We start from the raw sequence: 24,236 nt of genomic DNA on the forward strand, positions 1-24,236 counted from the left end.
CGCAGAACGCGACGCGCGGTCTGCGGCCCGGGCGGCGAAACGATTTTTCTTCTTCCTCTCCACCAGCACCACCTCTCGTCCCCAGGGGGCACCCATGTCCATCTCCCGTCCCACCCCGATCTCGCGCCCCAAGCGCCTCGCCCGTCTCGCCGCGTGCACCGCCCTCGCGCTGTCCGCCGGCACGCTGGGGGCCTCGCCCGCGCTGGCCGCGGACAAGCCGTCCGCGCCGGCGGGCGCCGCGAAGTCACGGCCCGCCATGCCGTGGCTGGGCAGCGCGAAGTCCACGTACGCGACGACCCCGGCGAAGTCCCGCATGGACTACGACCGCGACGGGCTCCCGGACCTGGTCTGGCGCCACGTTTCCGGCACCTCCCAGTCGTTCATGACGTCCTCGACCAGCGACACCTCCGAGAGGTTCACCATCGACGGTGACGATGTCGAGACGGTGAAGGACGTCATCCCAGTCGGCAACGTGCGCGGCACCGCCGCGCCCGAGGTGCTGACGCTGTCCTTCGACGGCCGCCTGTCGCTGCACCCGGCCGGCAAGTCGGGCGCGGGCGCCGCGATCTGGTCCGGCTACGGCTGGCAGATCTACAACCGGGTGATCGCCGCGGGCGATCTCACGAAGGACGGCCGCATGGACGTCCTGGCCCGTACGCCGGGCGGCTCGCTGTACCTGTACAAGGGGAACGGCGCCACCTCCGGCAACCCCTTCGGCACCCGCATCCACGTGGGCACCGGCTGGGGCTCGTACGACCAGATCATCGGCACCAACGACCTGGACCGCGACGGCATCGGCGACCTGCTCGCCCGGACTACCGCGGGCGACCTGTGGTTCTACAAGGGCACCGGCAGCTCCAGCACGCCGTTCAAGGCCCGTGTGAAGGTCGGCCCGGGCTGGGGGGCGTACAACCAGATCGTCGCCACCGACGACCTCAGCGGCGACGGCCGGGCGGACATCATGGCCCGCACCTACGCCGGCAGCGTCTACGTCTACCTCTCGACCGGCAGCGGCCGCTTCAGCACCCGTCACTTCTGGCAGTCGGGCTGGGAGGACACCGAGTTCTTCCTCGGCTCGGGCATCACCGCCAACTACGGCAGGCACAGCCTGCTCGCCCGGGGCACCGACGGCAAGATCTACCAGTACCTCACGAAGGCGAACGGCTCCTTCTACGAGAAGGACGACACCGGATTCCAGATCCCGACCGCCAAGATGACCGGCGCCGCCGGCCTGGACAAGGTCAACTGGGTGTCCCCGGTCGAGATCACCGTCGGCGGGCTGTACGTCCACCGCGGCAACGTCTCCCAGCTGGCCGCCGGCATCCCCGGCAACGCCGTCAACATCACCGGCCCCGGCGACCTCACCGGAGACGGCCGCGGCGACCTGCTCAACGTGACGTCCACCGGCTATCTGGACCTCTACGCGGGCGACGGCACCGGCAAGGCGTACAAGACCGCCGTCCGCGTCGGCTCCGGCTGGGGCACCTACAACAAGCTCGTCGGCGGCGGCGACTTCACCGGCGACGGCCGTCCCGACCTGATCGCCCGCACCTCGGGCGGCACGCTGTACCTGTACCCGGGCACCGGCAACGCCTCGGCGCCGTTCGGCTCGCGCGTGACGGTCGGCACCGGCTGGAACACGTACAACCAGATCGCCTCGCCCGGCGACCTGACCGGTGACGGCCGCGCCGACCTGGTGGCCCGCGACTCCGGCGGCAACCTCTACCGCTACATGGCCACCGGCAAGACCGGCACGTCCACCTTCGGTGCGCGCGTGCTGCTCGGCTCCGGGTGGAACACCTTCGAGGGCCTGTACTAGGCCCTTCCGCGGGGGCCCGCCTGGTGCGGGTCCCCGCGCCCTCTTCCGACCACCTGTCGTACGACGTCCCTGGGGGGATCTTGTCTCACGCACGTCCCAAGCGCCTCGCCCGCCTCGCCGCCTGCACGGCCCTCGCCGTGTCCGCGGGAGCACTGCTCGGCGCCGGCCCGGCCGTGGCCGGTCCGGTGCCCGGCACCAGCGCCGTCGTCGGTGCGGAGCGCCCGCAGGCCGAGCCGTCGGCCTCGCCGGAGCGTCCGCAGGCCGAGCCGTCGGGCGCGCAGCGGTCCACGTACGCGACCGGGCGGTCCAAGCCCCGGCTGGACCTGGACGGCGACGGCTACAGCGACTTCCTGTTCCGCACCCTGTCCGGGAAGTCCTGGGTCTTCCTGACCGGTTCGAGCGGCGGCGAGGCGCCCGAGTTCACCATTCCCGGCAGCGACACCCAGCAGGCGAAGGACATCATCCAGGTCGGCAACCTGCGGGGCTCCGCGGCGCCCGAGCTGCTCACGCTGTCCCCCTCCGGCCGGCTGTCGCTCAGGACGACCAACGGCACCAGCGCCAGCGCCCCCCTGTGGACGGGCACCGGCTGGCAGATGTACAACCGCGTCTTCGGTGCGGGCGACCTGAACCGGGACGGCCGCCAGGACCTGCTCGCCCGCACCCCGGGCGGCACGCTCTACCTCTACCGGGGCAACGGCGCGAGCAGCGGCAACCCGTTCTCCGCTCCCGTCAAGGTCGGCACCGGCTGGGGCGTCTACGACCAGCTGGTCGGCGCGGGCGACGTGGACGGCGACGGCACCGGCGACCTGGTCGCCCGGACCACCTACGGCAACCTGTTCTTCTACAAGGGCACCGGCAGCACCTCGTCGCCGTTCCGCGCCCGCGTGAAGATCGGGCCGGGCTGGAACGCGTACAACACGCTCTTCTCGAACGACGACATCAACGGCGACGGCCGCGCGGACCTGCTCGCCCGCTCCGCCGGCGGCACGCTGTACTGCTACTTCGGCACCAGCGCCGGCAAGTTCAGCGCCCGCAGCAACTGCGCCACCGGCTGGCAGTACACCACGCTGCTCGTCGGCGGGGGCATCACGCCCAACTACGGCAAGCACAGCGTCCTGGGCCTCGACGGGACGGGCACCACCTGGCAGTACGCGGCCTCGGCGAGCGGGAAGCTCAGCGACAAGTGGCAGGCCAGTGACACCGGCATCTGGCAGGGCTCGCCGCGCCTGACCTACGGCACGGGCCTGTCCGAGCGGGACTGGGCCTCCCTGCTGGAGCTGCACGAGGGCGAGCTCTACAACTACTCGGACGACAGCGCGATCCCCGGCGACTGGTCCGCCACCGAGCTGGTCGCCGGCCCCGGCGACCTCAACGGCGACGGCAGGGGCGACCTGATCAGCCGCGACACCTCCGGCGTGCTGTGGCTCCACCCGGGCGACGGTACGGGCAAGAAGGTCGGCTCCCGCGTCAGGGTGGGCTCGGGCTGGGGCTCGTACGAGGAGCTCGTCGGCGGCGGTGACGTCACCGGCGACGGACGCGCGGACCTGGTCGCGCGCGACGGCGGCACGCTGTACCTCTACAAGGGCACCGGCAAGGCCTCGGCGCCGTTCGGCTCCCGCGTGAAGGTCGGCACCGGCTGGTCGGGGTACACCAAGCTGGTCTCCCCCGGTGACATCAACGGCGACGGCCGCGCGGACCTGCTCGCGCGGGACGGCGCGGGCAACCTGTACCGCTACACGGCCACGGGCCACTCCGGCACCGCCACCTTCGCGGCCCGGGTGGGCATCGGCAGCGGCTGGAACGTGTACAAGAACCTGGTCTGACCCGGGTTGCAGGAGGCACGGCAAGGCGGCGGCCCATCACCGGAGGTTCCGGTGACGGGCCGCCGCCTTGCGCGCCGGGCCGGCCGTCAGGCGGCCGGCTCCAGGAACTCCAGCCGGTTGCCGACCGGGTCCTCGGAGTAGAACCGCTTGTGGCCCGGCAGGTTGTCGTCCCAGACGACCTCGGCCCCGCGCTCCTCCAGGCGCCGCGCGTACGCCTCGATGTCGCGCACTCTCAGGCCCGGGTGCGCCTTGCGGGCCGGATGGAACTCCGCCTCGACGCCCAGGTGGAGCTGGACCGGGCCGGCCGCGAACCAGCAGCCGCCGCGGGCGGCGAGGACCGGGGGCTTGGGGATCTCCTCCATGCCCAGGACTCCGGTGTAGTACTCCCGGAGCCGGTCCTCGGTACCGGGCGGGGCTGCCAGCTGGACGTGGTCCACGGCGACGAGCATTCATGCCTCCTTGCGTGCGACGGCGAAGATCCTGCGGAAGGGGAAGACGGTCCCCCGCGGGCCCGGCGGATAGGCCCCCCGCAGCAGGTCCCGGTACTGCTCCAGGAATTCCCCGGCCGCCTTCGGATCGTCCTTCAGGGCGGTGAGCACGGGCCGCAGGGCGGTGCCCTTGACCCAGTCCAGGACCGGGTCCGGCCCTCGGAGCAGCTGGTGGTAGGTGGACTCCCAGACGTCCGTGTCGCAGCCCAGCTCGGTGAGCCGGGCGAGGTACTCGGCGGGTTCCAGGAGGTGGATGTAGCGGGCTCCGTGTCCGGCGAGCCGGTCGCGCCAGCGCGGGGTGTCGCACAGGGCGGCGAGCAGCGCGTGGCTGGGGGCGGAGAAGTTGCCGGGGAGCTGGAAGGCGAAGGTGCCGCCCGGGGTGAGGGCGTTGATCCAGGCCGGGAAGGATCCCGGGTGGCTGGGCACCCACTGGAGGGCGGCGTTGGAGACGATCAGGTCGTACGGCTCTTCGGGCATCCAGTGGGCGAGGTCGGCGGGCCGGAAGTCGAGGCTGCCGCCGCCCGCGGTGGGGCCTGCGTACTCCTGGTCGGCCCTGGTGAGCATCTCGGGCGAGAGGTCGAAGCCGGTGATCTTGGCGGTGGGCCAGCGGTCGGCGAGGAGCGCCGTGACGTTGCCGGGGCCGCAGCCGAGGTCGGCGATGCGTGCCGGGCGCCCGTCGACGGGGAGCTCCGGTATGCGGGCCAGCAGGTCCGTGAAGGGCCGGGTGCGGTGGTCCGCGTGGCGCAGGTACTGCTGGGGGTCCCAGACGGGGGTCGCCGGGGTCGTGGCGGTGTTGGCTGCGGAGCTCGTGGACGGCGCGGTATCGGAATGCATGTTCGAGCCTCCCTACTGGCTGGGTGAGCGGAAGCGGAAGCAGTTCCCGCCCGTCCATGCCCCATGGTCGCGCGAAATATATCTTGACGTCAAGAGACTTCACATCGACAGACCCCTTACACTGATCAGCATGGAGGACGAGGTCGACCGACTGGTCGCGGCATGGCGTCGGGAGCGCCCTGACCTCGACGTGGAACCGCTCGAAGTGCTCAGCCGGGTCAGCAGGCTCGCCCGCCACCTCGACCGGGCGCGCCGCCTTGCCTTCTCCGAGCACAGCCTGGAGCCCTGGGAGTTCGACGTCCTGACGTCGCTGCGCCGCGCGGGCGCCCCGTACCAGCTCTCCCCCGGCCAGCTGCTCACCCAGACGCTCGTCACGTCGGGCACCATGACCAACCGCATCGACCGGCTCGCCAAGAAGGGCCTGGTCGAGCGCCTTCCCGACCCCAGCGACCGGCGGGGGGTACTGGTCCGCCTGACCCCCGAGGGCCGTGACCGCGCCGACCAGGCACTGGCCGGACTGCTCGCCCAGGAGCGGGCGATCCTGGCCCAGCTGCCGCGTGCGCAGCGGACCGAACTGGCGGGGCTGCTACGCCAGTTGACCGCTCCGTTCGACAACATCCCCGGGTAGCTCCGCGGGCCGCACCCCGGCCCTCCGGGCCAGCGCCACGGCGGCGAGGGTGGAGTGCACCCCCAGCTTCCCCAGCACGTTCTGCATGTGGGTACGCACGGTGTGCGGGGAGAGGAAGAGACGGGCGGCGACGTCCTTGCGATTGAGTCCGGCCACCATGCACCGCAGCACCTCGTGCTCGCGCGGGGTGAGGGACTCGACCAGCCGTTCGCTGTCCGTACGGTGCTTCCTGGCCGCCGTGAGCTCCCTCAGCACCCCCGTCAGGAGCGCCGGGGGCAGGTGGGTCTCCTCGCGGAGCACCCCCCGGATCACGGCCAGCAGGCGCGAGAGCGAGCAGTCCTTGGCCACCCAGCCGCAGGCCCCGGCCTGGAGGGCCGTCGCGGCCCGCCGCGGGTCGTCGCGCTCGGCGAGCACGACCGCCCGGACCGCGGGCTGGGAGCCGCGCACCGCGGCGACCACGGATATGCCGTCGGAGGGGCCGCCCCCCTCTGACACGGAGCGCGCCGGACCGGTGCCGGCGCCGAGGTCGGCGTCGACCAGCATGACGTCGAACCTGCGGCCGTCGGCCGCGGCGCGGTCCAGACAGCGCAGGGCGGCGGGGCCACTGCCCGCCGCGGACACCTCGACGTCCGGCTCGGCCGCGAGCGCGGCGGCGAGCGATTCGGCGAAGATGCGGTGATCGTCGACCACGAGGACCCGGATACGAACCACAGACACCCCCAGAGGGACGGGGAACGGACCGGCGCGGGTACGGCGCCCGAAGCGGAGCGGGTGTTCCGCAGTCCGGCGCCACGGCCGCCGCCGCAACTGGACTGCTACCCCGACCCGGACGCCGTACCCGACTGTCTCGACCCCTGAAACAACACCGGCCCCCACCGGTGTCGAGCATCAGCGTACGGCGGGGACGCACGGCAGTTGGCCGAATCCCGGAAGTTTTCCCGTGGGATTTACCGGACGGAAACGACGAACTCCGCCGTTACGCCGAGGAGATGGGGTGGTGCGCCCGCGCGGGCCCGGCGCATTCACTTTTGGCAGGTGGCCGAAAACATCTGGTCGGTCACGCGTGGGTGCACGTGGTGCATTTCACGCGGCGTGTACGCGCCGGGCGCCCGCGCGTTCCGCGCGGGGCGGCGCGTTGCTCGGCGTACGCGCCGCCGCACCGCGCCGCCCTCAAGCCCCGGCCGGGTCCCCGGCCGCCCGCCGCCGTGCGAACTCCCATGCGTCGGTCACGATTCCGGCGAGGTCCGAGCGGGTGGGTTCCCAGCCGAGCCGGTCGCGGGCGGTGGCGGCGGAGGCGACGAGGACGGCCGGGTCGCCGGGCCGGCGCGGGGCGATGACCTCGGGCACCGGGTGGCCGGTGACCTTGCGGACGGTCTCGATGACCTCGCGCACGGAGAACCCGCTGCCGTTGCCCAGGTTGCACACCAGGTGCTCACCCGGCGTGGCCGTCTCCAGGGCGGCCAGATGGGCCTCCGCGAGGTCGGCGACGTGGATGTAGTCGCGTACGCAGGTGCCGTCCGGGGTCGGGTAGTCGTCGCCGAACACGGAGATCGACCCGCGCTGCCCGAGGGCGACCTGGAGGACCAGCGGGATCAGGTGGCTCTCGGGGTCGTGGCGCTCGCCGTACGGCCCGTACGCACCCGCGACGTTGAAGTAGCGCAGCGAGACCGCGGCCAGGCCGTGTGCCGCGCACTCCCCCGCGATCATGTGGTCGACGGCGAGCTTGGAGGCCCCGTAGGGGTTGGTGGGCGCGGTGACCGAGGTCTCGGTGAGCAGCCCGTCGGCGGGTTCGCCGTACGTCGCCGCCGTGGAGGAGAACACCAGCGTGCGGACGCCCGCCGTGCGCATCGCGGAGAGCAGCTCCAGCGTGCCGCCGACGTTGTTCTCCCAGTACTTGGAGGGATTGACGACGGACTCGCCGACCTGCGAGGAGGCGGCGAAGTGCAGGACCGCGTCGAAAGAGCCGTCCAGGTGCCGGGCGGCGTCCTGGATCCGGCCGTCGATCAGGGTGGCGCCCGCGGGGACGCCCTCGCGGTGGCCGGTGGACAGGTCGTCGAGGACGGTCACTTCGTGGCCCGCCTCCAGAAGATGCGCGGCGACGACGCTCCCGACGTATCCGGCGCCGCCGGTGACCAGGTACTTCTTCACTCGCTCGCTCCCTCTCGCAGTCGTTGCTCCGTACTGGAACCGCGGCGCCACAATGCCAGACCGGGCTGTGCGTGTTCTGTGGCCGTCACCCGCGCGGGTGGGGGAGGGAAGGCGGTCGGGCGGTCTCGGGCGGCGCGTTCGCGGAGCTGTTCGCCGGATTACGCGCGGGGGCCCGGCTGGACCGGGATGGAGACGCGGTCCAGCAGGCCGGTGCGTGCGGCCAGGGCGGCGGCCTCCAGGCGGGAGCCGACGCCCAGTTTCATGAGTACCCGCTGTACGTGGGTCCGTGCGGTGCTCGGCGCGATGCTCATCCCGGCGGCGATCACCCGGGTGTCCTCGCCCTCGGCGACCCTGACCAGCACCTCGACCTCGCGCGGGGTGAGGAGCTGGAGCAGTCTGCTGCCCTCGTCGTCGGGTGCGGGGACGGGGTTGAGGAGTTCGGCGAAGGCGCCCTGGAGCAGCTGGGGGGCGACGGCGGCCTCCCCGGCGCGGGCCTTGGCCAGGGCGCGTTCGACGCCCTCGATGCGCTCGTCGTGGCGTACGTAGCCCGAGGCGCCGGCGGCGAACGCGGCGGCGATCCCGCGCGGGCTGGGCACCGGCCCGAGCACGACGACGGCGATCTGGGGGCGTTCGCGCTTGATGCGGACCACGGGGTCGAAGACGCCGGGCTCGGCGGGTGCGGCGGTGCCCAGCAGGCAGACCTCGGGGGCGCGGCTGATGACCAGTTCGGCCGCTCCGGCGGCCGGGGCGGCCGCGGCGAGCACGCGGTGCCCGCGCAGTTTGAGCGCGGAGGCGAGAGCCTCGGCTAGCAGCCGGTGCTCGTCCACCACCATGACCCTGACGCCCATTAGGTGCCCCCTACCCCTCTGCCCCGGCAAGCTACACGCTTGTTCGACGCAGCGTGCCGGTTACCGGCGAGAAGCCCCCGGAAGGCCGAAGAGGGCGCCCTCCCTTGTCGGAAAGGCGCCCTCCTGGTGAACTGCCGGACGATTCCGGACCGTTCGGAGCCAGGGTCAGCCGGTGGTGAAGGAGGCGATCAGCCAGTCCTTGTCCTTGGAGGACGAGTACGGCTTGCTGATCATGGTCTCCGAGATGAACAGCCGGCCCTTGCCGTAGCGGTACTCGGAGTAGCTGTCGGAGAAGCTGGTCTCCGGGTCGTCGAAGGACTTGTGACCCGGGTTCTGCATCAGGACGGTCTCCTTGAAGGTCTTCCCGTCCAGGCTGACCACCTGGCCGCCCGAGGAGTACGGGGGCCACTTGTAGGCGATCAGGTTCGGGCCGTCCATCCGCAGCGGGAAGATCTTGTACTTCGCGCCCGCCGACGCCCGGTCCGTGGTCTGCTTGCCGGTCATCAGGTCGAACGAGTGGATCTCGTTGGTCCGCTCGAAGGTGCCGGACTTGACCTCGCGCTCCTCGCTGGGCACGTAGACCCGGCCGTTGCCCACGACGATCTTCTGGCAGGACTCGACCGAGGTGCCCTCGCAGCGGGCCGCGTACAGGTCGGACTTGAGCGGGATGCGCTGGCGCAGCTGCCCGGTCTTCTCGTCGATGGAGAAGAGGTCCGAGATGCCGCTGCCGTCGCCCGCGGCGTCGCCGACGTCCGCGGCCACGACCAGCGGGCTGCTGGAGACGATGCTGGCCCACTCGATGCCCGGGGACATCTTGTAGGAGCTGACGGGCGCGCCGGTGGTCGGGTTCAGCGACTGCACCACCAGGTAGCGGTTGTCGTAGTCGCCGCACTTGCGGATGGTGGCGAGGCCGGGACCGCCCGCGTAGCCCATGTCGTAGCAGCGGTCGGGGTCGTCCGCCCTGGGCTTCCAGAGGTTCTTGCCGTCGTTGAGGTTCCAGGCGGCGCCGCCCCGGAGGCCGCCGGCGGCCACGGTCTGGCCGCTGATGGTGATCTCCTTGAAGGCGACCTTCGCGTCCCCGCCGGCCGTGGTGGTGACCGAGCCGTTCCACACCATCTTGCCGGAGTTGACGTCGAGGACGCCGACCTCGGTGCACTGCGGGTACTTGTTCGCCGGGGTGCGCTTGGAGGCCTCGTAGAGGAAGGCGGTCTTGCCGTCGGGGGTCGTGTGGCGGCTGGCGCCGCAGACCTGGCCGGGCAGCGGCAGGGTCCACTTGGGGGTGCCGGTGGCCGCGTCGTAGCCGACGATCTTCTGCACGTCGGTCTTGGCGTAGACGGAGTCCGTCAGCCAGGAGCCGACCACGTTCACCAGGTCGGTGACCTTCGGGTGCTCGATGTTGACGAGCGTCTTCGACTTGGGGTCGGCCGGGGCCTTCTCCAGCGCCTCGGTCTGGACGGGCGTGCCGCCGGCCGTGGCGCCGCCGGGGGTGGCCGACGCGCTGTTCTTCGCCCCTTCCTTCCCGCCGCCCCCGTCGGCGTCCTTGTCGCCGGCCACGTACCAGAGGCCTCCGCCGACGATGGCCGCCACGGCCACCACGGCCGCGACGACGATGCCGGCCTGCGCCTTCTTGCCGCTGCCGCCGCCCGGGGCCTTGGGTGCGGGCGCCCCGGGGCCGTACATCGGCTGCGTGACGGGCTGGGGCTGGGCGTAGGGGCCCGGCTGGGGCTGCGCGTACGGGCCCGGCTGGGCGTACGGGCCGGGCTGGGGCTGCGGCTGCGGCTGCGCGTACGGCCCGGGCTGCGGCTGGCCGTACGGGCCGGGGGCCTGCGGCGGCTGGCCGTACGGGCCCGGGGTCTGCTGCGGGTAGCCGTAGCCGGGGGCGCCGGCGGGCGGCTGCTGCGGCGGCGTGGGCGCGCCGAAGCCGCCGGCCGGGGGCTCCTGCGGGGCGCCGAAGCCCTCGTTGGGGGGCTGGGGCGGGGTGCTCATGGGGTGTTTGCCTCTCGGTGGTCGGCGCTCACGTGGGGGGATTCCGTCTCGTCCGGGAGGACCGTCACTTGCCGTACACCATCATCAGCTTCTCCTGGGTGTTGTCCTTGCCCAGGAGGCGAGAGACGGAGAGGAAGAGGCGGCCGTCGGCGTAGGCGATCTGGGGGTCGATGAACGAGTCCTCGACGTCCCGGGCGGAGGCGGGGTTGCGCAGCACGGTGGTGGGCTTGCCGCCGGTCGTGGCGAAGGAGACGATCTCGCCGCCCTTGTCGTAGGTGGGCTCGACGTAGGCGAGGATCCTGCCGTTCTCGACGGACAGCGGCAGCACCGTGCGGTCGGACCCGGCGGTGGCGCGCCACATCTCCTTGCCCGTGGTGAGGCTGAAGGCGACGATCTCGTTGCCCTTGCCCGCGGTCGGGAAGTAGAAGCGGCTGCCGTCGGCGACCGCGCCGATGCAGCTCTGCGGGTCGCGGGTGAGGACGGACCACTCGCAGCGGGGCGCGAACTGGGACTTGCTGATGAACTGGGTGCGCATCTTGCCGTCGGAGCCGAGCACGACGATGGCGCGCTTCTTCTCGGCGTCGTTGTCCATGTCGACGATGACCGGGTCGAGCGAGTAGATCCGGTTGGCGCGCCAGCCCTTGGGGAGCTTGTAGGTCCACCGGGGCTTGCCGGTGGCGGGGTCCACGTCCTCGACGTGGCCGATCCGGTCCTTGTCGGTGCAGGTGCCGACGCCGACGAGCCGGCCGCCGCCCGCCGCGTAGGCGTCGGGCAGGCACTGGCCGCTGGTCTGGGCCCAGAGCCGGGTGCCGTCGCTGACCTTGAAGGCGCTGGAGGGGCCCAGCCGGCTGACGGTGACGACGTCTCCGCTGATGGCCAGCTGGAGTCGGGTCATGATGTCGAACGGACCCTCCTCCGGCACCTCCTTGGTCCAGCCGGCGGTGCCGGACTTGAGGTCGATCTGGCGGAGCTGGTTGCACGTGGCGTTCTTGGAGACGCCGCTCTTGAAGCCGATGACCACCTTGCCGTCGGCGGTGGTCTGGCGGGGCGTGCCGCAGATCTCCGCGTCGAACGGCACGGACCACTTGCGCTGGCCGTCCTTGACGCCGTAACCGGTGACGGTCTTGTAGACGACCTTGGCCACGGTGTCGCCGACGACCCACATGGCGGGGGCGTCTGCGCCGTCGCCGGGCACGTCCTGCTCGTTCATCTTGAGCCAGAGGACCTTGTCCTCGCCGGGCTTGCGGGCGGCGTTGTAGTCCTGGTTGTTCTGGGCGCCGTCGCCGTTGCCGTCCCCGGTGTCGACCGAGGGGGAACCGGAGGGCTTGGCGTCGCCGCTCTGCTGGGCGACGGGCTTCTTCTCCGGGTCGTCGCCGTCCCGGAAGACGAACCAGGCGCCCGCGCCGAGGAGCAGGACGCCGGCCACGGAGGCGGCGATCAGCGCCGTCAGCTTCTTCTTCGGCGGGGTGCCGCTGCCGCCGGCGCCCGGCGGGACCGGGGGCGGGTAGCCGTGTCCCGGCTGCGGCTGCGCGTACGGGCCGGGCTGCTGGTACGGGTTGGGCGTGCCCGGTGCCTGCTGGTACGGGTTCGGCGTGCCGGGCGCCTGCTGGTACGGGTTGGGGCCGGCCGGGTAGCCGTAGCCCGGCTGGGGCTGGCCGGGGGCGGGCTGCTGGCCCGGGTACCCGTAAGCGGGCTGCTGCGGCGGCTGGTTCGGCGGCTGCGGCGGCTGGTTCGGCTGCTGCGGGGCGCCGTAGCCGCCGGGGGGCTGGTGGGGCGGCGTGGTCATCAGCGCATACCTCTGCGTCGGCGGTCGGGTTCCTCTTTTTACCACCCGCTTACGACACGCCACGGGCCGGTTCGCTCGCTTGTTCCCAAGGGCGAACCGGCCCGTGACACCGCTGTTATCGGGCCGGCGGCCCGCGCAACTGCCTCCGGGGTCCTACGCGTCCTCGGCCAGCTCCAGCCAGCGCATCTCCAACTCGTCACGCTCGGAGAGCAGTTCGCGCAGCTCCGCGTCGAGCTTGGCGACCTTCTCGAAATCGGTGGCGTTGTCGGCGATCTGCGCGTGCAGGTTGCTCTCGCGGTCCGAGATCTTGTTGAGCTGGCGCTCGATCTTCTGGAGCTCCTTCTTCGCCGCGCGGGAGTCACCCGCCGTCTTCTCCTTGACGGGGGCGGCCGCGGGCGCCGGGGCGGCGGCCTCGACCATCCGGGCGCGGCGCTCCAGGTACTCGTCCAGGCCGCGCGGCAGCATCCGCAGCGCGGCGTCGCCGAGCAGCGCCCAGACGGTGTCCGTGGTGCGCTCGATGAAGTACCGGTCGTGGCTGATGACGACCATCGAGCCGGGCCAGCCGTCGAGGAGGTCCTCCAGCTGGGTCAGGGTCTCGATGTCGAGGTCGTTGGTGGGCTCGTCGAGGAAGAGCACGTTGGGCTCGTCCATCAGCAGGCGCAGCAGCTGGAGGCGGCGGCGCTCACCGCCGGAGAGGTCGCCGACCGGCGTCCACTGCTTCTCCTTGGTGAAGCCGAACTGCTCGCAGAGCTGGCCGGCCGTCATCTCGCGGCCCTTGCCGAGGTCGACGCGGTCGCGGACGCGCTGGACGGCCTCCAGGACCCGCAGGGACGGGTCGAGTTCGCCGACCTCCTGGGAGAGGTAGGCCAGCCGTACGGTCTTGCCGACGGTGATCCTGCCTGCGGCGGGCTGGGTCTCGCCCTCGGTGCGGGCGGCCTCGGCCAGGGCGCGCAGCAGCGAGGTCTTGCCGGCGCCGTTGACGCCGACCAGGCCGATGCGGTCGCCGGGGCCGAGCTGCCAGGTGAGGTGCTTGAGCAGCGTCTTCGGACCGGCCTCGACCGTGACGTTCTCCAGCTCGAACACGGTCTTGCCGAGGCGCGAGTTGGCGAACTTCATCAGCTCGCTGGTGTCGCGGGGCGGCGGCACGTCGGCGATGAGGGCGTTGGCGGCCTCGATGCGGAAGCGCGGCTTGGACGTACGGGCCGGGGCGCCGCGGCGCAGCCAGGCCAGCTCCTTGCGGATGAGGTTCTGCCGCTTGGCCTCTTCGGTGGCGGCGATGCGCTCGCGCTCGGCGCGGGCGAAGACGTAGTCGCTGTAGCCGCCCTCGTACTCGTGGACGTCGCCGCGCTGCACGTCCCACATGCGGGTGCAGACCTGGTCGAGGAACCAGCGGTCGTGGGTGACGCAGACGAGCGCGGAGCGGCGGGCCTGGAGGTGCTGGGCCAGCCAGGAGATGCCCTCGACGTCGAGGTGGTTGGTGGGCTCGTCGAGGACGAGCAGGTCCTGCTCGGCCATGAGGAGCTTGGCGAGGGCGATGCGGCGGCGCTCGCCGCCGGACAGCGGGCCGATGACGGTGTCGAGGCCCTGGTCGAAGCCGGGCAGGTCCAGGCCGCCGAAGAGGCCGGTGAGCACGTCGCGGACCTTGGCGTTGCCGGCCCACTCGTGGTCGGCCAGGTCACCGATGATCTCCTGGCGGACGGTGGCCTTGGGGTCCAGCGAATCGTGCTGGGTCAGTACGCCCATCCGGAGGCCGCCGCTGAGGGTGACGCGCCCGGTGTCGGGCTCCTCCAGGCGGACCAGCATCCGGATGAGGGTGGTCTTGCCGTCGCCGTTGCGCCCCACCACGCCGATCCGGTCTCCCTCGGACACGCCGAGGGAGATGCCGTCGAGCAGGGTGCGGGTTCCGTACACCTTGCTGACTGCCTCGACATTGACCAGATTGACGGCCATCCACGCGCTCCAGGGAAGGGGATCGATCAGCCCCTCAGCCTAACCTCCTCCGGGAGGGCCTTCAGGCTGCGTCCCGGGTGGCGGACGGCGCGGGCGTCCGCACCGGTGCCGGGGCGCGCTCCACCAGCAGCCAGCCGGCGAGCACCATGGCCACGGCGACGGGTGCGCTGACGGGCACGGCTATCAGGACGGCGGTGTGGCCCTCCAGCAGGCCGCCGAAGCCGGTGAGGGAGAGCCCGAGGACGCCCAGCAGGCAGAGGGTGATCCCGCCCGCGGCGAGCGGGCCGGATCCGACGGCCGGGGCCGGACCGGCCGGAGCGGGCCGTTCGAAGGTGCGGAACACCGCGACGAGCAGGGCCGTGAGGAGGGCGGCGGCGGCCAGCCGTACGGGTACCTGGGCCCACCAGGCGGCGGTCGCGGGGCGGGGCAGGTCCAGGCCCAGGGCGAGCTGGGCGCCGTACACACCGAGCATCGCGGTGAGGTGCCAGAGGAAGGCGGTCATGGCCACGCCGTTGGCGGCGACGACGGCGCGCCAGGCCCGCGGGGCGGCGAGCAGGCGGGTGGCGGGTCGGCGCAGCAGCTCGACCGCGCCCACCAGCCAGAGGCCGTGGCACAGCAGCGCGAAGGTCGGCGGGGCCATGTTGGAGACCTTCTCGCCGGGCATCCCGACCATGGAGAGCGGGTACGGGCCCACGGCGACCAGCAGGGCGGCGGCGCCGAGCCCGGCCGCGGCCAGCAGCGCGGGCACCCGGCCCCAGCCCCCGCCGGAGGCGCGGGCGTCGGCCCGCAGGAAGCCCAGCTGGTGCACGGCGAGCCAGACGAAGGCGAAGTTCAGGAACTCGACGTACGGCACCCCGAGGGCGAACCGCAGCACGTCCACGGCGCCGGCGGCGGCCACGAGCGCCCCGAAGGCCCCCCAGCCGTACCGCTCGTGCAGCCGCAGCAGGGGCGGGGTGAAGGCCACCATGGCGAGGTAGATCCCGATGAACCACAGCGGCTGCGTCACCAGCCGCAGGGCGACTCCGGTGAGCCCGCCTCCGCCGCCGGCCAGCTGCACCGCGAGCGCGGCCGCGCCCCACGCCACGACGAAGGCGAGGGTGGGCCGCAGCAGCCGACGCAGCCTGGCGCGCAGGAAGGCCGCGTACACGGGCCGGCCGGGCTCGCGGCGGCTCAGCGAGCGGTACGACAGCGCGTGGGAGAAGCCGCCCACGAAGAAGAACACCGGCATGACCTGGAAGACCCAGGTGAGCACCTGGAGGCCGGGCACGACGGCGAGGAGGTTGCCGATGCCGTCGGGCGTGACGGCGGCCATGAGCCAGTGCCCGGACACGACCGTCCCGAGCGAGGCGACCCGCAGCAGGTCGACGTAGCGGTCCCGGTTCCCCGGTGTGGCGGCGGCCAGTTGGGCGACGGAGTACGACATGCCCCCACGCTCCCGCCCACGGGGCCCCGTCCGTCAGCGCACAGGTACTCAGATGCGCGCTGAGTACGCGGGGGTGGGGCGGGGGCCGAGTCACGGGCCTGCCCGGGGGGACCCGCCCCGGCGGACGGGTCCCGTGGTGCTCCGGGGTCCTAGAGGACCGTCGCGCCCGGGGCCGGGGACGTGGTCGTGCGGGTCGTGCGGCAGGTGCCGGAGGCCTCCAGGGCGGCGGCGATCCGGGCCGCGGACTCCGCGTCGGCGGCCAGGAAGGCCGTGGTGGGGCCGGAGCCGGAGACCAGTGCGGCCAGGGCGCCGGCGGCGGTGCCGGCGGCGAGGGTGTCCGCCAGGGCCGGGCGCAGGGAGAGCGCGGCCGGCTGGAGGTCGTTGGCCAGGGCTTCGGCGAGGGCGCCGGTGTCGCCCTTGCGCAGGGCGGCCAGCAGTTCCGGCGAGGCGGTGGGCTCGGGGACCTCCCGGCCCTCGGCCAGCCGGTCGAACTCCCGGAACACGGCCGGGGTGGAGAGGCCCCCGTCGGCCATCGCGAACACCCAGTGGAAGGTGCCGCCGACCTCCAGCGGGGTGAGCTGCTCGCCCCGCCCCACGCCCAGCGCCGCCTCGCCGATCAGGCTGAACGGCACGTCGCTGCCCAGCTCGGCGCAGATGTCGAGGAGTTCCTCGCGGCTCGCGCCGGTGCCCCACAGCGCGTCGCAGGCCAGCAGCGCGCCCGCGCCGTCGGCGCTGCCGCCCGCCATGCCGCCGGCCACCGGGATGTCCTTGGCGATGTGGATGTGGACGTCCGGCTCCAGGCCGTACCGGGCGGCGAGCAGCTCCGCGGCCCGGGCGGCCAGGTTGGTGCGGTCCAGCGGGACCTGGTCGGCGCCGGGGCCGGTGCAGGTGACGGTCAGCCGGGCGGCCGGGGTCACCGTCACCTCGTCGTACAGCGAGACGGCGAGGAAGACGTTGGCGAGGCCGTGGTACCCGTCGGGGCGGGCGGCACCGACGGCCAGCTGGACGTTGACCTTGGCGGGGACCCGTACGGTGACGCTCACAGGGCGGGCCTCTCGGCGGCCGGCTTGTGCTCGGCGATCGCGGCGAACTCCTCGACGGTCAGGGCCTCGCCGCGCGCCTGCGGGGAGATCCCTGCGGCGACCAGCGCCTCCTCGGCCGCGGCGGCCGAGCCGGCCCAGCCGGCGAGGGCGGCGCGCAGGGTCTTGCGGCGCTGCGCGAAGGCCGCGTCGACGACCGCGAAGACCTCGGCCTTGGTGGCGGTGGTCTTCACCGGCTCGGCGCGGCGGACGAGCGAGACCAGGCCGGAGTCGACGTTGGGCGCGGGCCAGAAGACGTTCCGGCCGATGGCGCCGGCGCGCTTGACGTCGCAGTACCAGTTGGCCTTGACCGACGGCACGCCGTAGACCTTGTTGCCCGGGCGGGCGGCGAGCCGGTCCGCGACCTCGGACTGCACCATGACGAGGGTGCGCTCGATGGTCGGGAAGCGGTCGAGCATGTGCAGCAGCACGGGCACGGCGACGTTGTACGGGAGGTTGGCGACCAGCGCGGTCGGCGCCGGGCCGGGCAGCTCCTGGACGTGCATCGCGTCGGAGTGGACGAGCGCGAAGCGGGCGGCCTTGGCGGGCAGCCGTGCCTCGATGGTGGCGGGCAGCGCGGCGGCCAGGATGTCGTCGATCTCCACGGCGGTGACGTGGTCGGCGGCCTCCAGCAGGGCCAGCGTCAGCGAGCCGAGTCCCGGCCCCACCTCGACGACCGTGTCCTCGGGGCGCACCTCTGCGGTGCGCACGATCCGGCGGACGGTGTTGGCGTCGATGACGAAGTTCTGGCCCTTCTGCTTCGTCGGGCGGACGCCGAGTACCTCGGCCAGGTGCCGGATGTCGGCCGGCCCCAGGAGGGCGTCGTTGCTGTCGTGCTGCTCTGCGGTGCTCACCGGTAAAGCCTACGGCCGCAGTGCGGCCACGGACTCGCCCCCCGCTGCACGTAGAGCTTCTTGGCCCGGTACGTCTGCTCCGAGGCGCTCGCGTCCTGCGGCCGGCCGCTGCCGCCGAGGCCCTGCCAGGTGCGGACGTCGAACTGGTAGAGCCCGCCGTAGGTGCCCGAGGGGTCGGTGGCGCCGGGCCGGCCGCCGGACTCGCAGTGCGCGAGGGCGCCCCAGTCCAGGCCGTCGGCGCCGGCCACGGAGGTGGGCAGGGGCCGGGTGCCGACCCTGATCCGCTGGGTGACGGGCTCGCGCACGACCTCCTCGGCGACGCGCCGCGGCTTCTGCCGGACGCCGTTGACGGTGCGGAGGGTGTACGTGACCCGGCGGGCGCCCTGCCTGCCGGCGCGCTCGACGACCTCGGTGCCGGCGAACAGCGTGTCGTCCCGGACCTTCTCGGTCTCGTACGGGATGACCTCCTCGCGCACCTCGCGGGTGCCGGTGATGCGCAGGACGGTGACGGTCTGGCCGTCGCGCGGGAAGGAGGCGGGCGGCACGGAGGTGGTGTCCTGGCCGTGGAGGGTGATGCCGGCCTGGTCGAGGGCCTCCCGGACGGTGGCGGCGTTGGTGCGGATGGTGCGCTCGTTGCCGTCGGCGAGGAAGGTGACGCTGCGCTCGGTGCGCACGCTGAGGGTCATGCCGCGGCGGCCGATGGGGGTGGTGCGGGAGGCGGAGAGGTACGCGCCCTCCGCACGGACGCCGAGCTGGCGCAGGGCGGCCTCGACGGTGCGGGCGGTGGTCCACACCTGGCGGCGCGAGCCGTCGAGGGTGAGGACGACCGGGCGGCCGTACCGGACGACGATCTCGTCGCCGTCGCCGAGGGCGCTGCCGGGGCCGGGGGCGACGAGGTCGTGGGCGCCGATGCCGACGCCCTCGTCGGCGAGGAGTTCGCCGACGTCGTCGGCGAAGGTGTGCATGGTGCGGGGGACGCCGTCGACCGTGAGGCGGACGGCCTTGTCGCTGGCCACGAAGGCGGAGGTGCCGCCGGCGAGGAAGGCCACGACCAGGGCCTGGGGGACGATCTTGCGCCAGCCGTCGGGGCCGGCACCGGGGCGGCGCGACGACCTGCCGGTCCTGGTTTTCTTGGCGGCTCTGGGGGTGCTGGGGGTGCTGGGGCTGGTGGGGTCGCCGGTGCTGTAGAGGCTGCTGGGGTCGCCGGGGCTGCCGGTTTCCGGTGGGGTCAGGCCGGGGGTGGGGGCGGTGCCGGGGGCGGCTTCCCGGCCGGTGCCGGGGGCCGCGGTGCCTGCCCCCCTGCCCGTGCGGCCGGTGCGGTTCGCCTTGCGGCGCCGGGCCGCCCGCCGCTCGGGGCCCGAGTCCGGTTCGCCGTCTCGGGGGGCGGGGACGGCGGGGGCGCGGCGGCGCCGGCCGGTGCCGGGCGCGAGGGCGGTCTCGTACGCCGGGTCGTGGGCGGCGGGGGGCGGGTCGTCGGGGGCGCCGGGGTCGCCGAGTCCCGGTTCGGCGTAGGGGGCCGGCTCGGGGTACGGGGCGGGGTCCGCCGCGTACGGCGCGGGCTCGGCGTACCCGCCCGGCTCCGCGTACCCGGCTCCCGCTTCGTAGGCCTCGGCCGTCCCGTACGTTCCCGCGGGCGGTTCCGGCGGGCTCCAGGAGGTGCCGGTGGCGGGCGGGGGCGCGGAGGCGGCATAGGCGGGGGCGTACGTGTCCGTCCCCGGGTAGGTGCCCGGGGGGTAGGGGGCGGCTGCGTAGGGGTCGCCCGGGTACAGCCCGGGATAGACGGCCGTCTGCGTGTCGGCGGCCGGGTCCACCGGGGGCCCGGGGTACGCGCCCCAGCCGGCCGGTGCCGTGGCGGGCGGCGCGTAGGGGCCGGCGGGCAGGTACGGGCCGGCCGGCGGGTACGGCGTACCCGGCGCGGGGCCGTCGGGCGCCCCGTACGGGCCGCCCGGCCCGAAGGGATCCCCCGGCCCCTGGGCTTCCCCGGCCGCGCGGGCGTCCTCCGCCCCGAAGGCCGCAGGGGCGCCGTAGGGATCACCCGGCCCGTACGGGCCGGCGGTCCCGTAGGGGTCACCCGTCCCGAAGGGGTCCACTCCCGTGCCCCCCGCGGGGGATCGGTGACTGCCCTGCCCATCCGTCACGACGCGCTCCCACCGGTCCAGGTCCCACCGCTGGGGACGGGCACGGGAGACTAGCGGAGGGTTCGTCACTCAACAAAGCGGCGCAACCACGGAGTGTCACGCACGCCTGTTCAGTAGTCGAAGGCGCGCGCGGTGTTGGCGGCGAGGGCTCCGGCCAGGTCGTCCTCGGAGATGCCCTTCACCTCGGCCATGGCGCGCACCGTGACCGGAATGAGATAGGGGGCGTTGGGCCGTCCGCGGTAGGGCGCGGGGGTGAGGAACGGCGCGTCGGTCTCGACCAGCACGAGGTCGAGCGGGGCGACGGCGAGGGCGTCGCGCAGGTGCTGCGCGTTCTTGAAGGTCATGTTGCCGGCGAAGGACATGTAGTAGCCGGCCTCCGCGCACTCCTTCGCCATCTCCGCGTCCCCGGAGTAGCAGTGGAAGACGGTGTGCTCCGGAGCACCCTCCTCGCGCAGCACCCGCAGGACGTCCGCGTGTGCCTCGCGGTCGTGGATGACGAGGGCCTTGCCCTGCCGCTTGGCGATCTCGATGTGGGCGCGGAAGGAACGCTCCTGCGCGGCCATGCCCTCGGGGCCGGTGCGGAAGTAGTCCAGACCGGTCTCGCCGACCGCCTTGACGTGCGGGAGGGCGGCCAGCCGCTCGATCTCGGCCAGCGCCTCGTCGAGGGCGGCCTCGCCGCCCGGCTGCCGGGCACCCTGCCGCGACCATCCGTCGGGGTCGCCCAGGACGATGCGCGGCGCCTCGTTGGGGTGCAGGGCCACCGCCGCGTGGACGTTCTCGTACCGCGCGGCCGTCTCGGCGGCCCAGATCGAGCCCTTCACGTCGCAGCCCACCTGCACGACGGTGGTCACACCGACCGAGGCGGCCTTCGCGAGGGCCTCGTCGACGGTGCCGTCCTTCTGCATGTCCAGGTGGGTGTGCGAATCGGCCACCGCCACCCGAAGCGGCTCGGGCAGCGGGGGCATCGCGTCCTTGGGGCTCATACGGCCGATCTTATGAGGAGCGGAAGAGCCTCTTGAGCCGGGCCAGGAGGCCGCCGCGCTCACCGCGGTCCTCGGGCGTGAGCGCCACGGGTCCCGGGGCGTCGTGGGTGGCCGCGGCCCGGGCCTGCCGCGGCGGCTTGGCTTCCCTGGCCGCCTTGGCCGCCTTGGCTTCCTTCACCCGACGCCCGGCGGCGTGGCCGTGGTCGTGCTCGTCGAGGGTCGCGGGCACCGGTCCGGCGATGCCGGGCGCGATGCGGCGGTGGTGGTAGAGCTGGTCGAGCATGCCGAGGACCGAGGAGACCTGCCCCTCCCGCATGATCCGCACCACGTGCCCGCCGCAGTTCATGCAGGTGGGGTTGGAGAGCGGCGAGGGCACCCGCTCCCCGTTCACCGTGTACATGATGAACGGCTGGCCCTTGCCGTCGACGTGGTGCTCGATCTCGTACGACTGTTCCCAGCCGTACCCGCACTTCATGCAGGCGAAGGCGTAGGCCTCGCGGACCGTGTGTATTCCGGCGCCGGCGGAAGGTGCCGCGGCCGGGGCCGCTGCGGGGACGGGGGTGTCTGCGATCTCACTCATGCCAGCTCCTCTGGTCCGCTGGTGGCACTAGCCAGTGGACGCCTGTTCCGGCGGGAGCGCATCAGGCCCTGTCGAGTTATGGACGGACTTTGGGGCGTTCATGCCCAAACTGCCCGGTGCGCGGCCTAAGCTTTGCTTTTCAGGTTAGCCCTTTACCCGTTTACGGCACCTTCTGAGCCGCATTCTTTGCCGCCACCACCGCGTCGAAGACCTCCCGCTTGGGTAGGCCCGCCTCGGCCGCCACGGCCGCGATGGCCTCCTTGCGCCGCTCCCCCGCCTCCTCGCGCACCTGCACCCGGCGCACCAGCTCCTCCGCGTCGAGTTCCTCGGGTCCGGTCTCGGGGGCGCCCTCGACCACCACCGTGATCTCGCCGCGCACGCCCTCCGCCGCCCAGGCCGCCAGCTCCCCGAGGCCGCCGCGCCTGACCTCCTCGTACGTCTTGGTCAGCTCGCGGCACACGGCCGCGCGGCGGTCCGGGCCGAAGACCTCTGCCATGGCGGCCAGGGCGTCGTCGAGCCGGTGCGGTGCCTCGAAGTAGACGAGCGTCCGGCGCTCGCCGGCCACCTCGCGCAGCCGGCCCAGGCGCTCGCCGGCCTTGCGGGGCAGGAAGCCCTCGAAGCAGAAGCGGTCCACCGGCAGGCCCGACAGGGCGAGCGCGGTCAGCACCGCGGACGGCCCGGGCACCGCCGTGACCTTGATGTCCTTCTCCACGGCCGCCGCGACCAGCCGGTAGCCGGGGTCGGAGACCGACGGCATCCCGGCGTCGGTGACCAGCAGCACGCGGGCCCCGCCCTCCAGCGCCTCGACCAGTTCGGGCGTACGGGCCGACTCGTTGCCCTCGAAGTACGACACGACGCGCCCGGTGGTGTGGATGCCCAGCGCCCTGGTGAGGCCGCGCAGCCGGCGGGTGTCCTCCGCGGCGATCACGTCCGCGGTCTCCAGCTCGGCGGAGAGCCGCGGCGGCGCGTCTGCCACGTCCCCGATGGGGGTGCCGGCGAGCACCAGGACACCGGCGGACGACGGCTGGGGACGGCTGGCGGGAGGCTGCTGATCTGTCACCACTCCATCCTCGCAGGCCCGATCGGGGGTCTCACACAGATGTGTTCCCTACGATGACCCGGTGACCAGTACCGCGACGCCTCAGCCCAGCCCCGCGGGGGCCCCGCCCGGCCCGCCGGTGTGCGACGAGACGCCCTCCTGGCCGCGGCGCCTGCGCCGGTTCGGCTACGTGCCCGCGCCCGCGGCCGCCGCCGACGCGCGCACCCGGCTGGTACCGCCGTACGCACAGCCCTCGCCCGGGCTGTGGCAGGCGGTCGGCGTGCCGCTCGCACTCGGCGAGCGGATCGCCCGGGCCATGGCGTGGGTGGGTCCGCTGCTGGTCGCGCTGGTCGCCGGAGCCCTTCGGTTCTGGCACCTGGGCAGCCCCAAGGCGGTGATATTCGACGAGACGTACTACGCCAAGGACGCCTGGGCGGTCATCCGGCAGGGCTACGAGGCCAGCTGGCCCAAGGACGTCGACAAGCTGATCATCAAGGACCCGACGGGCGTCGCGCTGCCGCTCGACCCGGGCTACGTCGTGCACCCGCCGGTCGGCAAGTGGGTCATCGGCCTCGGCGAGTGGATGTTCGGCTTCACGCCCTTCGGCTGGCGGTTCATGACCGCCCTGCTCGGCACGCTCTCGGTGCTGATGCTCTGCCGGATCGGGCGCCGTCTCTTCCGCTCCACCTTCCTCGGCTGCCTGGCGGGCGCGCTGCTGGCCGTGGACGGCCTGCACCTGGTGATGAGCCGCACGGCACTGCTGGACCTGGTGCTGATGTTCTTCGTACTGGCGGCCTTCGGGGCGCTGCTCATCGACCGGGACCGGGCACGGGCCCGGCTCGCGGACGCGCTGCCGGTGGACGACGAGGGCCGGACGCGGCCGGACGCGCACATCGCCGAGACGCTGCCGCTGGGGTGGCGGCCCTGGCGGCTGGTCGCGGGCGTGTGCCTGGGCCTGGCCTTCGGGACGAAGTGGAACGGCGCGGTCGTCCTGGCCTTCTTCGGCATCCTGACGGTGCTGTGGGACGTGGCCGCCCGCCGGGTGGCGGGCGCGGGCACCCTGTACTGGCGCATGCTCTGGGACGCGGCGAAGGCGTTCCTGGCCACGGTCCCGGTGGCGTTCGCCGTGTACGTACTGTCCTGGACGGGCTGGATCCTCAGCCCGGACAACGGCAAGGGCGGCTACTTCCGCGACTGGTCCGCCAAACAGGGCGGGGTCTGGTGGGCGCCGGACTGGCTGAGCAGCCTCTGGCACTACGAGACCGAGGTCTACAAGTTCCACGTCGGCCTGACCTCGGGCCACACGTACGAATCGAACCCCTGGAGCTGGCTGGTCCTCGGCCGCCCCGTCTCCTACTTCTACGAGTCCCCCGCCCCCGGCACCGACGGCTGCCCCGCCACCGAGGCCTCCAAGTGCGCCCGCGAGGTCCTGGCCCTCGGCACCCCGCTGCTGTGGTGGGCGGGCTGCTTCGCGCTCCTCTACGTCCTGTGGCGCTGGTTCTTCCGCCGCGACTGGCGGGCCGGCGCGATCGCCTGCGCCCTGGCCGCCGGCTACCTGCCCTGGTTCAACTACCAGGAGCGGACCATCTTCTACTTCTACGCGGTGGTCTTCGTCCCGTACCTGTGCCTGGCGGTCGCCATGCTGGCCGGCGCCCTCCTGGGCCCCCCGGGCGCCACGGAACGCCGCCGCACCGTAGGCGCCGTAGCCACCGGCGTCCTGGTCCTCCTGATCCTCTGGAACTTCATCTACTTCTGGCCCATCTACACGGGCCAGACCCTCCCGATGGACGCCTGGCGCAACCGCATGTGGTTCGACACCTGGGTCTAGGG

General features: G+C 73.2%; 19 protein-coding genes. 4 read left to right on the top strand and 15 right to left on the bottom strand.

The genetic code is table 11. The features are described 5' to 3' along the window. Positions 1 to 94: 94 nt before the first annotated feature. Both ACIQUQ_RS13440 and ACIQUQ_RS13445 read left to right on the top strand, forming a co-directional pair. Positions 95 to 1,819: an FG-GAP repeat domain-containing protein gene (locus tag ACIQUQ_RS13440; protein WP_403974819.1), complete on the top strand. Its 1,725-nt coding sequence runs from the start codon at positions 95 to 97 to the stop codon at positions 1,817 to 1,819. Between the two features lie 80 nt (positions 1,820 to 1,899). Continuing rightward, a complete protein-coding gene (locus ACIQUQ_RS13445; protein WP_403974821.1) occupies positions 1,900 to 3,642 on the top strand; it encodes an FG-GAP repeat domain-containing protein in 1,743 nt (580 codons plus the stop codon). An 86-nt stretch (positions 3,643 to 3,728) separates the two neighbouring features. On the opposite strand, the gene ACIQUQ_RS13450 is transcribed toward ACIQUQ_RS13445, so the two are convergent. Continuing rightward, positions 3,729 to 4,091: a VOC family protein gene (locus tag ACIQUQ_RS13450; protein WP_399949852.1), complete on the bottom strand. Its 363-nt coding sequence runs from the start codon at positions 4,089 to 4,091 to the stop codon at positions 3,729 to 3,731. Next, a complete protein-coding gene (locus ACIQUQ_RS13455; RefSeq protein ID WP_403974823.1) occupies positions 4,092 to 4,964 on the bottom strand; it encodes a trans-aconitate 2-methyltransferase in 873 nt (290 codons plus the stop codon). Between the two features lie 130 nt (positions 4,965 to 5,094). On the opposite strand from ACIQUQ_RS13455, the gene tamR reads away from it, so the two are divergent. Then, positions 5,095 to 5,592 (top strand): MarR family transcriptional regulator TamR, encoded by a 498-nt coding sequence (tamR, locus tag ACIQUQ_RS13460; RefSeq protein WP_399949846.1) that lies wholly within the window; start codon positions 5,095 to 5,097, stop codon positions 5,590 to 5,592. Here the strand turns inward: tamR and ACIQUQ_RS13465 are convergent. The 13 genes from ACIQUQ_RS13465 to rsmI form a co-directional block, all read right to left on the bottom strand. Further along, positions 5,551 to 6,303: a LuxR C-terminal-related transcriptional regulator gene (locus ACIQUQ_RS13465; protein WP_403975127.1), complete on the bottom strand. Its 753-nt coding sequence runs from the start codon at positions 6,301 to 6,303 to the stop codon at positions 5,551 to 5,553. The two genes, tamR and ACIQUQ_RS13465, sit on opposite strands and share 42 nt — an antisense overlap. Before the next feature lie 459 nt (positions 6,304 to 6,762). Then, complete coding sequence (galE, locus tag ACIQUQ_RS13470; protein WP_403974826.1) at positions 6,763 to 7,740, bottom strand: UDP-glucose 4-epimerase GalE; 978 nt, start codon at positions 7,738 to 7,740, stop codon at positions 6,763 to 6,765. Between the two features lie 158 nt (positions 7,741 to 7,898). Then, positions 7,899 to 8,588 (bottom strand): response regulator transcription factor, encoded by a 690-nt coding sequence (locus ACIQUQ_RS13475; RefSeq protein ID WP_403659317.1) that lies wholly within the window; start codon positions 8,586 to 8,588, stop codon positions 7,899 to 7,901. A 165-nt stretch (positions 8,589 to 8,753) separates the two neighbouring features. Then, positions 8,754 to 10,574 carry a PQQ-binding-like beta-propeller repeat protein gene (locus ACIQUQ_RS13480; RefSeq protein ID WP_403974828.1) on the bottom strand — a complete coding sequence of 607 codons (1,821 nt, stop codon included), beginning with the start codon at positions 10,572 to 10,574 and terminating at the stop codon, positions 8,754 to 8,756. Between the two features lie 64 nt (positions 10,575 to 10,638). Beyond that, positions 10,639 to 12,360, bottom strand: coding sequence for a PQQ-binding-like beta-propeller repeat protein (locus tag ACIQUQ_RS13485; RefSeq protein ID WP_403974830.1), 1,722 nt, complete (start codon positions 12,358 to 12,360; stop codon positions 10,639 to 10,641). A gap of 153 nt (positions 12,361 to 12,513) precedes the next feature. Next, on the bottom strand, positions 12,514 to 14,310 hold the full coding sequence (locus ACIQUQ_RS13490) for an ABC-F family ATP-binding cassette domain-containing protein (RefSeq protein ID WP_403974833.1): 1,797 nt from the start codon (positions 14,308 to 14,310) through the stop codon (positions 12,514 to 12,516). A 61-nt stretch (positions 14,311 to 14,371) separates the two neighbouring features. Next, positions 14,372 to 15,733, bottom strand: coding sequence for an acyltransferase family protein (locus ACIQUQ_RS13495; RefSeq protein WP_403974835.1), 1,362 nt, complete (start codon positions 15,731 to 15,733; stop codon positions 14,372 to 14,374). Positions 15,734 to 15,882: 149 nt separating this feature from the next. Further along, positions 15,883 to 16,776, bottom strand: coding sequence for a 4-(cytidine 5'-diphospho)-2-C-methyl-D-erythritol kinase (locus tag ACIQUQ_RS13500; protein ID WP_403974838.1), 894 nt, complete (start codon positions 16,774 to 16,776; stop codon positions 15,883 to 15,885). Beyond that, entirely contained in the window at positions 16,773 to 17,666 is an 894-nt protein-coding gene (gene rsmA / locus ACIQUQ_RS13505) for a 16S rRNA (adenine(1518)-N(6)/adenine(1519)-N(6))-dimethyltransferase RsmA (protein WP_403974840.1), read from the bottom strand. The genes ACIQUQ_RS13500 and rsmA overlap by 4 nt, the downstream gene beginning before the upstream one ends. Then, positions 17,663 to 18,898 (bottom strand): ubiquitin-like domain-containing protein, encoded by a 1,236-nt coding sequence (locus ACIQUQ_RS13510; protein WP_403975129.1) that lies wholly within the window; start codon positions 18,896 to 18,898, stop codon positions 17,663 to 17,665. The genes rsmA and ACIQUQ_RS13510 overlap by 4 nt, the downstream gene beginning before the upstream one ends. Positions 18,899 to 19,914: 1,016 nt before the next feature. Continuing rightward, positions 19,915 to 20,787 (bottom strand): TatD family hydrolase, encoded by an 873-nt coding sequence (locus ACIQUQ_RS13515; RefSeq protein WP_403974842.1) that lies wholly within the window; start codon positions 20,785 to 20,787, stop codon positions 19,915 to 19,917. A gap of 10 nt (positions 20,788 to 20,797) precedes the next feature. Further along, complete coding sequence (locus tag ACIQUQ_RS13520; protein WP_403974845.1) at positions 20,798 to 21,367, bottom strand: hypothetical protein; 570 nt, start codon at positions 21,365 to 21,367, stop codon at positions 20,798 to 20,800. 160 nt (positions 21,368 to 21,527) lie between these two features. Further along, positions 21,528 to 22,430: a 16S rRNA (cytidine(1402)-2'-O)-methyltransferase gene (rsmI, locus tag ACIQUQ_RS13525; protein ID WP_403974847.1), complete on the bottom strand. Its 903-nt coding sequence runs from the start codon at positions 22,428 to 22,430 to the stop codon at positions 21,528 to 21,530. A gap of 58 nt (positions 22,431 to 22,488) precedes the next feature. Here rsmI and ACIQUQ_RS13530 point away from each other — a divergent pair, with 58 nt between their 5' ends. Then, on the top strand, positions 22,489 to 24,234 hold the full coding sequence (locus ACIQUQ_RS13530) for a dolichyl-phosphate-mannose--protein mannosyltransferase (RefSeq protein ID WP_403974850.1): 1,746 nt from the start codon (positions 22,489 to 22,491) through the stop codon (positions 24,232 to 24,234). The last annotated feature ends 2 nt before the right edge of the window (positions 24,235 to 24,236 follow it).

This window comes from Streptomyces sp. NPDC101118 (assembly GCF_044759445.1).
In the GTDB taxonomy this organism is placed as follows: Bacteria; Actinomycetota; Actinomycetes; order Streptomycetales; family Streptomycetaceae; genus Streptomyces.